Below are 12,166 nucleotides of genomic sequence, written 5' to 3' on the forward strand. Positions count from 1 at the left end.
TTCTTTTATGATGTCGAGCATGCCTTACAAAATACCCGAATCAGTGCTGGTGGTGATCCACACGGCCGACCTGCAAGTGCTGCTGATCGAGCGGGCCGACAAGCCCGGCTTCTGGCAGTCCGTTACGGGTTCGCTGGACGCCGTGGACGAGCCTTTACTGGCTGCCGCCACTCGCGAATTATTCGAAGAGACGGGCATCGTAGCCGATGGCCGGCAGATCGTGCTGCGCGACTGGCAGCTGTCCAACATCTACACCATCTATCCCGTCTGGCGCCACCGCTATGCACCGGGCGTGACGGAAAACACCGAGCACGTCTTCAGCGTGCAGGTGCCGCGCGAAATCGAGGTCAAACTGGCCCCGCGCGAACACACCAACCACCTCTGGCTGCCGTATCTGGCAGCGGCCGACCGCTGCTTCTCCGCATCCAATGCAGAGGCCATACTCCAGCTGAAAGAGCAGACGGCTGCCATGCCGCGCTGAAACAGGATAGGCCAGCGCGGTCTGGATAGCTTTGCTGATCCGTCGCAAATGGACTGTGCACCTTCGCTCGTACAGTTGGGCGTTGTACGACGATCTGGTGTGTGCTATGCCACAACTGTTACGGGAAAAGGGCTACCGATTTTTCTTTTACAGCAACGAAGTGGGCGAGCCACCTCACGTGCATGTCAGCCTGAATCGGAGTACTGCCAAGTTCTGGTTGGAAAGCGTGACTTTGGTTAGGCACGCACACTTTACCCCTCTGGAATTACGTGAAATTGAGCGTATCATTGCGAGGCACAAGCTGGAATTTCTGAGGAGGTGGGATGAACACTTTTACGATAGTTGAGCGCATACAGCATGCTTCGATCAGTGCCACCGACCTGACGGTTACGCTGGCTGATGGTCGGCAGATCAGTACGCCATTGTCATGGTATCCGCGCTTGGCAGGCGCCAGCCGCGAGCAGCTAGATCAATGGGAAATCATCGGCGATGGGGAAGGGCTGCACTGGCCCCTGTGTGACGAAGACCTCAGTCTGGCCGGTATGCTGCGTGGGGTGCGGGCTCAGGCTTAGGCTGCATTTTCCGGATTGTTCACGCCCGCAATATGTGCGGCGACATACGCCGCAGCTGCGGACTCAGGGTTAGAATAAGCCTATGAGAATCCGCGTAGCTACTTACAATATCCACAAGGGTGTGTCGGCCATACGCAGCGAGCCGCGCGTGCTGGCACTCAAGCAGGCGATCGGCCTGTTCGATGCCGATGTCGTTTTTTTGCAAGAGGTGCAGGGCCAGCACGATCGCAAGGCGGCAAAATACGGCGCCGAACATCTGGGCCGCAAGCATTGGCCTGCTGCGGCGCAGCACGAGTATTTTGCCGGTGAATCGCGCCATGCCCATAGCGCCTATGGCATGAATGCCGTGTACGACCATGGCCACCATGGCAATGCGCTGCTCAGTGCCTTCCCCATCGCCAACAGCAGCAATCATGACGTGTCCGATCACGCTTACGAGCAGCGCGGCATCCTGCATTGCGTGCTGGACACGGCGCGCGGCCCCGTGCATTGCTATGTGGTGCACTTCGGTCTGTTCGAAGCGGGACGGCGACGCCAGACCCAGGCGCTGATTGCCGCCGTGCGCGAATCGGCGCCCGATGGTGAACCGGTGATCATCGCCGGCGACTTCAACGACTGGCGCAACAGCCTCAGCGCCGAACTGCGCAATGCGCTGGGCGTGCGCGAAGCGTTCGACGAAATCGGCAGCAATTCCACCCTCGATGAACTGGTGCGCACCTTGCGCCGCAAGCAAAGCGCCCATCCGGCCCGCACCTTTCCGGCAGCATTACCGTTTTTCCGCCTGGACCGCATCTATGTGCGCGGTTTTCATGTGGAGGCGGCGCAGGTGCTGCACGGCAGCCTGTGGGCCAGGCTGTCCGACCACGCGCCCATCGTGGCCAATCTGACGCTGACCTGAGCCTATGCCCACCGTCAACTTCGTTGCGGACAACGACGTGCGGCTGCTGCACACGGGCGCCGAGTTTTTCCCTGCGCTGCTGGCCGCCATCGATAGCGCGCAATACGAAATCTATTTCGAAACCTATATCTTTGCCGATGATGTGACAGGGCGGGCCATGCTGGCCGCGCTGGCCCAAGCCTCGCGCCGCGGCGTGCAGGTGCGCATGATCACCGACTGGTGGGGCACCGGGCGCAGCCGCATCGCCCAGATGCACGCCGAGCTGCTAGAAGCCGGGGTGGAGCACCGTATCTTCAATCCCTGGTTCAAGCGGGGCGTGACGCGCACCCACCGCAAGCTGTGCGTGGTGGACCAGTCGCAAGCGTTTGTGGGCGGCATCAACGTAGTCGATGATCTGCATTGTGACCATGACAGTACCCTCAGTCTGGCCGCGCCGCGCTGGGATTTTGCCGTACAGGTGATCGGCCCGCTGGTGGGCACCATCCACATGGAAATGCAGAGCCAGTGGCTGCGGTTGGGAAAAATGGGCCTGATCCGCCGGCTGGAGCTGTACCGCGACCTGCGCAAGGTGCAGAAGCAGGCCGTGCAGAACATGGTGCAGGCCGGTTTCGTGGTGCGCGATAATCTGCGCAACCGCCGCACCATCCAGCGCGCCTATCTGCAGGCGCTGGGGCAGGCGCGCCGAAGCGTGCTGCTGGCCAATCCGTATTTTGCGCCCGGCGCCAAATTCCGCCGCGCGCTGGCCGCTGCCGCCGAGCGCGGCGTGCAGGTGACGCTACTGATCGGCGTGGGCGAATTCTGGCTGCAGGATGCGGTGGCCCATTCCTTCTATCCCAAGCTGCTGGCAGCGGGCGTGACGGTGGTGGAATACCGCAAGACCCAGCTGCACGCCAAAGTGGCGGTGATCGACGATGACTGGGCCACGGTGGGCTCCAGCAATGTGGACGGACTCAGCCTGTTCCTGAATCAGGAAGCCAATGTGGTGATCAAGGATGCTGCTTTTGCCAGCAGCCTGCGCCAGCACATCGAGGCGGCCGTGGGCGAGGGCGTGGTGATCCATACCAGCGATTTCGAGCACGTGGGGCGCTGGCGCCGGCTCGGCTACGAACTCGCTTATTTTGCATACAAGATGATCATGCGCATAGTCGCAGTAGGGAAATACGCGTGAATGACAATGGCAGTGTGAGACTGGATAAATGGCTGTGGGCGGCGCGCTTTTTCAAAACCCGTTCGCTGGCTACCGATGCCGTTGATAGCGGCAAGGTCAAACTGGGCGGCGAAAAGGTCAAACCGGCCCGTGCCGTGCGCGTCGGCGATGTGCTGGACATCGACAATGGCTCGGACCGCTGGGAAGTGGACGTGATGAACCTGTCCGAAACGCGCGGCCCCGCCCCCGTGGCGCGCAATCTGTACGAAGAAACCGATGCCAGCGTGACGCGGCGGGCCGAAGTGGCCGAACACCGCCGGCTCTACCGCGAGCCCGGCGCCGATATCAAGGGCCGTCCCACCAAGCGCGACCGTCGCCAGCTGGGCAAGCTATAGCACGTTCGTGCTGAATTTGCTGCGTCGCATCAATAGAACCACACCTCTAACGGTACTGTTTGACATTTACCCCTCGGTAGATAATAGTACGAGCGTTCGCAATTCTTTCACACGGAGTAAATTTAACTAGCGCAGAATGCTGTTTCTTCTCCTAGATTAATTTTTACCTTGGGACGTAATCTTATTAATACCTCAACTAAATTTATGCGCAAAGGTGAGCTGACACGGGCTGCAATTCTGGACGTGGCACTGGATCTGGCCAGCCGCGATGGCCTGGAAGGGCTGACCATCGGGTTGCTCGCGGATAAGATGAACATGAGCAAGTCCGGGGTGTTTGCCCACTTCGGTTCCCGTGAAGATTTGCAGCTGGAAGTGCTGAAGCTGTATCACCACCGCTTCGAACAGGAAGTGTTCTTCCCCAGTGTGAAGGAGCCACGCGGTATCCAGCGTCTGCAATCGATGTTCGCCCGCTGGGTGAAACGGGTCAGCGTGGAAGTGGCTTCCGGTTGTATCTATATCAGTGGCGCGGTCGAATACGACGACCGTCCGGGCCCTATCCGCGAAGAGCTGATGGCCATGGTCGGTGCGTGGCAGGGCGCGCTGTTGCGCTGCGTGAAGCAGGCAGTCGAATGCGGCGATCTGAAAGCCGATACCGACCCGCAGCAGCTGGTATATGAAATGTACGGCCTGATACTGGCCCTGCACCACGATGCGCGTTTCCTGCGTATCCCGGGCAGTCTGGCACGGGCCGGCATCGGTTTTGAACGCCTGTTAGGGTCGTATCGCAATCCGCAATCACCGGCAGCGGTGGTCGCACAGCACTAAAGCGCAGCATTAATCGCAGCAAAAACACGCTCACCATTTAAATTTCGTAGTCACTACAAAAGTCATCAGGAGAAAATCATGGGTCAATACGTCGCACCAATCCGGGATATGCAATTCGTTCTGCACGAGTTCCTGAACGTGGGTGAAGAACTGAAAGCATTGCCGGACTACGCAGAAGTTGATGCCGACATCATCAACCAGGTGCTGGAAGAAGGCGGCAAATTCACCTCGGAAGTACTGTTCCCGCTGAACCACTCGGGCGACCGCGAAGGCTGCAAGCACGACGCTGTTACCAAGACCGTGACCACCCCGAAAGGCTTCAAGGAAGCCTATCAGCAGTACGTCGAAGGCGGCTGGGCTGCACTGGCCTGCGATCCCGAATACGGCGGCCAGGGCCTGCCAGTAGTGCTGAACAATTCGTTCTACGAAATGCTGAACTCGGCCAACCAGGCATGGACCATGTACCCTGGTCTGTCGCACGGCGCCTACGAGTGCCTGAAAGAACACGGCACCGACGAACAGAAAAAAATCTACCTGCCTAAACTGGTATCGGGCGAATGGACCGGCACCATGTGCCTGACCGAGCCACACTGCGGCACCGATCTGGGCCTGCTGCGCACCAAGGCGATTCCGCAGGCTGACGGTTCGTGGGACATCACCGGCGCCAAGATCTTCATCTCGGCCGGCGAACACGATATGTCGGAAAACATCCTGCACCTGGTGCTGGCCCGCGTACCGGACGCACCGGAAGGCTCGAAAGGCATCTCGCTGTTCCTGGTGCCTAAATACCTGCCGAAAGCCGACGGTTCTATCGGCGAGCGCAACCCGATCACCTGCGGCGCGATCGAAGAAAAAATGGGCATCCACGGTAACTCGACCTGCCAGATGAATCTGGACGGCGCCAAGGGCTGGATCATCGGCCAGCCGAACAAAGGCCTGAACGCCATGTTCGTGTTCATGAACGCGGCCCGTCTGGGCGTAGGCATGCAGTCGCTGGGTCTGACCGAAGTGGCTTACCAGAACGCGCTGGTGTACGCCAAAGACCGTATCCAGATGCGCTCCCTGTCGGGCGTTAAAGCACCGGACAAGGCAGCTGACCCTATCATCGTGCACCCGGACGTACGCCGCATGCTGCTGACCGGTAAAGCCTACGCCGAAGGCGCCCGTGCTTTCACCTCCTACGTGGCACTGCAGATCGACCGCGAACTGCACCACCCTGACGAAGAAGTGCGTAAAGAAGCTGCCGACGAAGTGGCGCTGCTGACCCCTATCGTCAAAGCCTTCATCACCGACAACGCCTGGATCGCTACCTCGGAAGCCATGCAGGTGTACGGCGGCCACGGCTACATCTCGGAGTGGGGCATGGAGCAGTACGTGCGTGACGCCCGTATCAACCTGATTTACGAAGGCACCAACACCATCCAGTCGCTCGACCTGCTGGGTCGTAAGATCCTGGGCGACAACGGCGCCAAGCTGCGTAAATTCGGCGAGAAAATCAAAGCCTTCGTGGAAGACAACGGTACCGATGAAGCCATGAGCGAATTCGTTACCCCGCTGGGCGACCTGGGCGACAAGGTCACCAAGCTGACCATGGAAATCGGCATGAAAGCCTTCCAGAATCCGGACGAAGTCGGTGCTGCCTGCGTGCCTTACCTGCGCGTCGTCGGCCACATGGTGTACAGCTACTTCTTCGCTCAAATGGCGAAGATCGCGCTGGCCAAACAAGACAGCGGCGACAACTTCTACAAAGCCAAGCTGGCGACCGCACGCTTCTACTTCGCCCGTCTGCAACCAGAAACTGCAACCCTGATCCGTCAGGCCCGTTCGGGTTCGGCCAACCTGATGGCCCTCGACGCTGACCTGTTCTAAGCAACTTAAGGATACGACATGACCAATTTCATCGTTAAAAAAGTAGCCGTGCTGGGCGCCGGCGTGATGGGCGCGCAGATCGCCGCTCATTGCGTCAACGCTAAAGTGCCAGTAGTGCTGTTCGACCTGCCGGCAAAGCCGGAGCATGTCTCCGGCGGCCAGCCTAAGAATGCCATCGTGCTGCGCGCTATCGAGAACCTGAAAAAACTCTCGCCTGCACCGCTGGGTAACAAGGAACACGCCGCTCTGATCGAAGTGGCCAACTACGAAGACGACCTGGCCAAGCTGGCCGAGTGCGATCTGATCATCGAAGCCATCGCCGAGCGTCTGGACTGGAAACACGACCTGTACGCCAAAGTGGCGCCGCACATCGCGCCGAACGCGATCTTCGCCTCGAACACCTCGGGTCTGTCGATCACCAAGCTGTCGGAAGGCTTCGACGCGGATCTGAAATCGCGCTACTGCGGCGTGCACTTCTTCAATCCACCGCGCTATATGCACCTGGTCGAAATTATCCCGACCGAGTTCACCAAGCCGGAAATCAGCGACCAACTGGAAGGCTTCCTCACCACCACGCTGGGCAAAGGCGTGGTACGTGCCAAGGACACCCCTAACTTCATCGCTAACCGCGTAGGCGTGTTCGGCATTCTGGCCATCGTCCATGAAGCGGAAAAATTCGGCCTGTCGTGCGACGTGGTCGACGATCTGACCGGCGCCAAACTGGGCCGCGCCAAATCGGGCACCTTCCGTACCGCCGACGTGGTCGGTCTGGACACCATGGGCCACGTCATCAAGACCATGCAGGACTACCTGCCGAACGATCCTTTCGCTGCCGTCTACAAAACCCCGGCCGTACTGGCTGGTCTGGTAGAAAAAGGCGCGCTGGGCCAGAAGACCGGCGCCGGTTTCTACAAAAAAGTAGGCAAGGAAATCCAGCGTCTGGACTTCGCTACCGGTGAATACGTGACCGGCGGCGGCAAGGCTGCCGACATCATCGCCCGCATCCTGAAAGAAAAGGATCCCGTCAAGAAGATGAAAGCACTGCGCGAATCGACCAATCCGCAAGGCCAGTTCCTGTGGGCGATCTTCCGTGACGCTTTCCACTACATCGCTATCCACCTCGACAGCATCGCCGACAACGCCCGCGAAATCGACTTCGCCATGCGCTGGGGCTTCGGCTGGAACGTGGGCCCGTTCGAAACCTGGCAAGCCGCTGGCTGGACCCAGGTTGCCAACTGGGTGAAAGAAGACATCGACGCTGGCCACGCACTGTGCAACGCACCGCTGCCAGCATGGGTATTCGAAGGCCCTGTGGCTGAAAAAGGCGGCGTTCACACCCCTGAAGGTTCGTGGTCGGCCGTGTCGAAATCGTTCGTGCCACGTTCGGATCTGGCCGTGTATCAGCGTCAGCAGTTCCGCGCTCCCGTATTCGGCGCCGGCGCTATCGATGGCCGCACTGCCGGTACCACCGTATTCGAGGACGACTCGGTACGCCTGTGGCACAGCGGCGACGAGGTGCTGGTGATCTCGCTGAAGACCAAGATGCACGTGATCGGCCAGGGCGTGATCGCCGGCTTCAAGATGGCGCTGGCCGAAGCGGCCAAGAACTACAAAGGTCTGGTGATCTGGAGTGCCGACGCAGCCGAAGGCGGTGCCTTCTCGGCCGGTGCTGACCTGCAGTCGGCGCTGCCAGCGTTCATGCAGGGTGGTGCTAAAGCGGTGGATCCTATCATCCGCGAACTGCAGGACACCTTCATGGCCATGAAGTACTCCAACGTGCCGGTGGTGGCCGCAGTAGCCGGTCTGGCACTGGGCGGCGGCTGCGAAATGGCGCTGCACGCATCGAAGCGCGTAGCGCTGATCGAGTCCTACATCGGTCTGGTGGAAGTGGGCGTGGGCCTGATCCCTGCCGGCGGCGGTCTGAAAGAAGCGGCAGCACGCGCTTACAAGGAAGCCAAGGGCAGCGACATTCTGCAATTCCTGAAAACCGGCTTCACCAACGCGGCCACCGCCAACGTGTCGAAATCGGCGCTGGAAGCACAGGCCATGGGTTACCTGAAAGAAGACGACGTGATCGTGTTCAACCCTTACGAACTGCTGCACGTCGCCAAAGTGGAAGCGCGCGCCATGTTCGACAAGGGCTACCGTCCGCCACTGAAGGCACCGATTCAAGTGACCGGCCGCTACGGCTACGGCACCATCAAGGCCCAGCTGGTGAACATGCGTGACGGCGGCTTCATCTCCGCGCACGACTTCAAACTGGGCGAAATGATTGCCGAGATCGTGTCCGGTGGCGATATCGACCAGGGCTCCTTCGTGAGCGAACAGTGGATTCTGGATATGGAACGTAAAGCTTTCCTGGAACTGCTGAACCATCCGAAGACCCAGGAACGCATCATGGGCATGATGCAGACCGGTAAACCGGTCCGCAACTAAGCAGTGCGCCATTAAGCGACGCTTCTAAGTGTATGAATGTCCTGAGCCTGATTTTTAAAGTATTACTGCGAGTGAGACCGAGCATGGTGTATGACCGTATCAAGCAACAGATGATGGATACCCTGCCGCTGGTGCGCACGCTGGGCATCAGGATAGACGAGATCGGCAACGGCACCGCGCAGGTGTCGATGCCGGACGACCAGAAGCTGCACAACCACTTGGGCACGCCGCACGCGGGCGCGCTGTTCACGCTGGCCGAAACGGCCTCCGGAGCAGCCATGGCGGGCGGTTTTGCGGAGCTGATTCCTGTTCTGCGCCCTGTGGCCAAGGAATCGCGCATCCAGTATCAGAAGGTCGCCAAAGGCGCCACCCGTGCGGTGGGCCGGGTGCCCGGCGATCTGGCTGCGCTGAAGGCCGAGTTGAAAGCGCAAGGCAAGGTAGCGTTCCCCGTGGAAGTCGATATCTTCGACGCCGCCGGCACGCTGGCCGCACAGGTTCAAGTGGAATGGTATTTATCCGAGAAGCGTAGCTAATATCGCAACCGACTTCGATCAAAAATTTTTGAAAGAATAAAATGAGCAAACAAATTCAAGACGCCTACATCGTCGCCGCGACCCGTACCCCGATCGGCAAAGCGCCGCGCGGTATGTTCAACAAGACCCGCCCTGACGATCTGCTGGTACGCGTACTGCAATCGGCACTGGCCCAGGCGCCTGGCCTCGATCCAGCCCTGATCACCGACGCCATCATCGGCTGCTCCTTCCCGGAAGCCGAGCAGGGTTTCAATATTGCCCGTCAATCCGTACTGCTGGCCGGTCTGCCGAAAACTGTGGGCGGCGTGACCGTCAACCGCTACTGCGCTTCCGGTATCACCGCGCTGGCCATGGCAGCTGACCGTATCCGCGTGGGCGAAGCCGATGCCATGATCGCCGGCGGCGTGGAATCCATGTCCATGGTGCCGATGATGGGCCATCACCCATCGATGAACCTGAACATGTTCACCGACGAAAACGTGGGCATGGCCTACGGCATGGGCCTGACCGCTGAAAAAGTGGCCACCCAGTGGAAAGTGTCGCGTGAAGCGCAGGATGCCTTCTCGGTCGAATCGCACCGCCGTGCCATCGCCGCCCAGCAGGCTGGTTTCTTCAAGGATGAAACCACGCCAGTGGAAATCATCACCCGCACGCCGGATCTGGCTAGCGGCGAAATCAAGATCAAGACCCGCACCGTGGATACCGACGAAGGCGCCCGTGCTGATTCGACCATCGAATCGCTGGGCAAGCTCAAGCCAGTGTTCGCCGCTAAAGGTTCCGTCACTGCCGGTAACAGCTCGCAGATGTCGGACGGCGCAGGCGCGCTGCTGGTGGTGTCGGAGAAGTTCCTGCGCGAGCACAACCTGACCCCGCTGGCCAAGTTCTCCTCGTTCGCCGTCAAAGGCGTACCACCGGAAATCATGGGTATCGGTCCTAAGTTCGCCATTCCGGAAGCGTGCAAAGCGGCCGGCATCACCCAGGATCAGCTGGACTGGATCGAACTGAACGAAGCGTTTGCTGCCCAGGCACTGGCCGTGATCGGCGATCTGGGTCTGGATCCGGCCAAGGTGAATCCTATGGGCGGCGCGATTGCGCTGGGCCACCCGCTGGGCGCCACCGGTGCGATCCGTGCTGCCACCGTGGTGCACGCTCTGCGCCGCAACAACCTGAAATACGGCATGGTTACCATGTGCGTAGGCGCAGGTATGGGCGCCGCTGGTATCATCGAGCGCGTATAAACGAACGCGCAGGGCGGCTGCACTGACCGCATAGGCGCCTGAGCGCAACCGTCCCAAGGGCGCCCGAAGTATTCCGGCGCCCTTTCACTATTTTTGGAGACAGCATGGATATTTTGAGCAGCATTAGCAACGGCGTTCTGACGCTGGAATTCAACCGCCCCGAACGCAAGAATGCGATCACTTCGGCGATGTACCAGAGCATGGCCGACGCCATCAACGCTGCCGAGCAGGACACCAGCGTGCGCGCGCTGCTGATCTGCGGCAAGCCGGAGATTTTCACGGCCGGCAACGATCTGGAAGATTTCATGAAATCGGCCCGGCCTGACGATGGCGCCGGCATCGAGTCGCGCTCCGTCTACCAGTTCATGATGGCGCTGGCTAACTGCAGCAAGCCGGTAGTGGCCGCTGTAGCGGGCGCTGCCGTGGGTATCGGCACCACCCTGCTGCTGCATTGCGATCTCGTGTATGCAGCCGATAACGCCAAGTTCTCCGTGCCGTTCGTGCAGCTGGGCCTGTGCCCTGAATACGGCTCCAGCCTGCTGCTGACGCAGCTGGCCGGTTATCCCCGTGCGGCAGAAAAGCTGATGCTGGGCGAAGCTTTCCTCGCCCAGGAAGCGCTGGACATGGGGCTGGTGTCGAAAATCCTGCCGGCAGCCGAACTGCGCGCCTTTGCCGAGGCGCAGGCGGCCAAGCTGGTGGCACTGCCGGCCAGTTCGCTGCGCGTTACCAAGCAGCTGATGAAGGCGGCCCGCAAAGCGCCGGTGGCCGATGCCATCGCGGCCGAAAACGTCCACTTCGGCGCCATGCTGGTGGCGCCGGAAGCGCGCGAAGCCTTTATGGCCTTCTTCCAGAAGCGCAAACCGGACTTCAGCCAGTTCGCCTGATGGCAAACAGGGCGGCTAGTCAGAATTCGCCGTAACGGTTGCGGATTTCGGCCAGCACGCCCTGTTTTTCCAGCCGCAGGATGGCGCCATTGATCAGTTCCAGTTCTTCCAGCGTGGTGGTGCTCTTGTTGAGCATCAGGTGCACGGGCGCGCGCAGCACCGTCAGGGGCAGGGCGCTGATGGCCAGACCCAGTTCGCGCGCTTCGTAGCGCAGGGCGGCCGTGTCGCCCAGTATCAGATCGGCGCGTCCCGCCTCCAGCATGCGCAAGCCCTGCTGGAAATTCAGGAAGGTACTGAGGTGGCCGTTCGCCAGCAGTTGCGGCTGCAGCCTGGCATAGGCGCTGCCATACCAGCCCACTTTGGGGGCCAGCAGGGACACCTGCATGGCGAGCAGGCCGTCCAGTCCGCGCAACTGCTGATAGCGCGGCAATTGCTCGCTACGTACAAACAGGCTGACCGATTCGGTACGGTAGGGAATGCTGAAGCGGGCGATCTTGCGCCGCTCGGCCGTATCGGAGGCGGCCAGCAGCAGATCGAGGCTACCCTGTTCGAACTGGCGCTGACGGCGTGCCGTGGGCAGTTCGGGCAGCAGTTGCAGGGCGCAGCCCGCTTCGCGCAAGATAGCTTGCGTCAGTTCCAGATCGAGCCCGGTTGGGGCACTGTTAGGCTTGCTGAAAACATAGGGCGGCCACTGCTCCAGCGCCATCTTTAACTGGCAGTGAGCAGCTTGCGCCGGCAGGGCGGTCGCATACAGCAGGGCCACAGTAGTGCCGACGGTACGGGCTTGCATGAGGAAACCGATCAATGAACTTTGACTACAATTTGCCAGAAGTGGGGAGAATGTCAAGCTTTCGCGCTGTCGCGTCGGCTGGCTAGTCAGACGCTGCT

Annotated in this window: 13 protein-coding genes; 12 read left to right on the forward strand and 1 reads right to left on the reverse strand. The window is 60.3% G+C overall.

Annotated features, from left to right (window positions below):
• Positions 1-19: 19 nt before the first annotated feature.
• The 12 genes from nudB (at position 20) to GTP27_RS16650 (ending at position 11,278) form a co-directional block, all read left to right on the forward strand.
• Complete coding sequence (nudB, locus tag GTP27_RS16595; protein ID WP_161040284.1) at positions 20-481, forward strand: dihydroneopterin triphosphate diphosphatase; 462 nt, start codon at positions 20-22, stop codon at positions 479-481.
• A gap of 106 nt (positions 482-587) precedes the next feature.
• Positions 588-827, forward strand: a complete 240-nt coding sequence (locus GTP27_RS24065; protein ID WP_161040285.1) for a DUF4160 domain-containing protein — start codon at positions 588-590, stop codon at positions 825-827.
• The gene (locus GTP27_RS16605; RefSeq protein WP_161040286.1) at positions 805-1,053 is read left to right on the forward strand and encodes a DUF2442 domain-containing protein; all 249 of its coding nucleotides are present in this window, start codon (positions 805-807) and stop codon (positions 1,051-1,053) included. The genes GTP27_RS24065 and GTP27_RS16605 overlap by 23 nt, the downstream gene beginning before the upstream one ends.
• 82 nt (positions 1,054-1,135) lie before the next feature.
• A complete protein-coding gene (locus GTP27_RS16610; RefSeq protein WP_161040287.1) occupies positions 1,136-1,951 on the forward strand; it encodes an endonuclease/exonuclease/phosphatase family protein in 816 nt (271 codons plus the stop codon).
• Positions 1,952-1,955: 4 nt separating this feature from the next.
• Positions 1,956-3,119 carry a cardiolipin synthase ClsB gene (gene clsB / locus GTP27_RS16615; protein ID WP_161040288.1) on the forward strand — a complete coding sequence of 388 codons (1,164 nt, stop codon included), beginning with the start codon at positions 1,956-1,958 and terminating at the stop codon, positions 3,117-3,119.
• Positions 3,116-3,493: an RNA-binding S4 domain-containing protein gene (locus tag GTP27_RS16620; protein WP_161040289.1), complete on the forward strand. Its 378-nt coding sequence runs from the start codon at positions 3,116-3,118 to the stop codon at positions 3,491-3,493. Before clsB ends, GTP27_RS16620 begins: the two co-directional genes overlap by 4 nt.
• Before the next feature lie 204 nt (positions 3,494-3,697).
• A complete protein-coding gene (locus GTP27_RS16625) occupies positions 3,698-4,318 on the forward strand; it encodes a TetR/AcrR family transcriptional regulator (RefSeq protein ID WP_161040290.1) in 621 nt (206 codons plus the stop codon).
• Between the two features lie 78 nt (positions 4,319-4,396).
• Complete coding sequence (locus GTP27_RS16630; RefSeq protein ID WP_161040291.1) at positions 4,397-6,187, forward strand: acyl-CoA dehydrogenase C-terminal domain-containing protein; 1,791 nt, start codon at positions 4,397-4,399, stop codon at positions 6,185-6,187.
• Between the two features lie 18 nt (positions 6,188-6,205).
• On the forward strand, positions 6,206-8,623 hold the full coding sequence (locus tag GTP27_RS16635; RefSeq protein ID WP_161040292.1) for a 3-hydroxyacyl-CoA dehydrogenase/enoyl-CoA hydratase family protein: 2,418 nt from the start codon (positions 6,206-6,208) through the stop codon (positions 8,621-8,623).
• Positions 8,624-8,706: 83 nt separating this feature from the next.
• Complete coding sequence (locus tag GTP27_RS16640) at positions 8,707-9,156, forward strand: PaaI family thioesterase (protein WP_161040293.1); 450 nt, start codon at positions 8,707-8,709, stop codon at positions 9,154-9,156.
• A 41-nt stretch (positions 9,157-9,197) separates the two neighbouring features.
• On the forward strand, positions 9,198-10,394 hold the full coding sequence (locus GTP27_RS16645) for an acetyl-CoA C-acyltransferase (protein WP_161040294.1): 1,197 nt from the start codon (positions 9,198-9,200) through the stop codon (positions 10,392-10,394).
• Positions 10,395-10,498: 104 nt separating this feature from the next.
• Positions 10,499-11,278, forward strand: coding sequence for an enoyl-CoA hydratase (locus GTP27_RS16650; protein ID WP_161040295.1), 780 nt, complete (start codon positions 10,499-10,501; stop codon positions 11,276-11,278).
• A gap of 19 nt (positions 11,279-11,297) precedes the next feature.
• Here GTP27_RS16650 and GTP27_RS16655 read toward each other — a convergent pair whose 3' ends face one another.
• A complete protein-coding gene (locus tag GTP27_RS16655) occupies positions 11,298-12,068 on the reverse strand; it encodes a substrate-binding periplasmic protein (protein ID WP_161040296.1) in 771 nt (256 codons plus the stop codon).
• Positions 12,069-12,166: the final 98 nt, after the last annotated feature.

Origin of the sequence: Duganella qianjiadongensis (genome assembly GCF_009857915.1) — a bacterium.
GTDB lineage: Bacteria > Pseudomonadota > Gammaproteobacteria > Burkholderiales > Burkholderiaceae_D > Rugamonas > Rugamonas qianjiadongensis.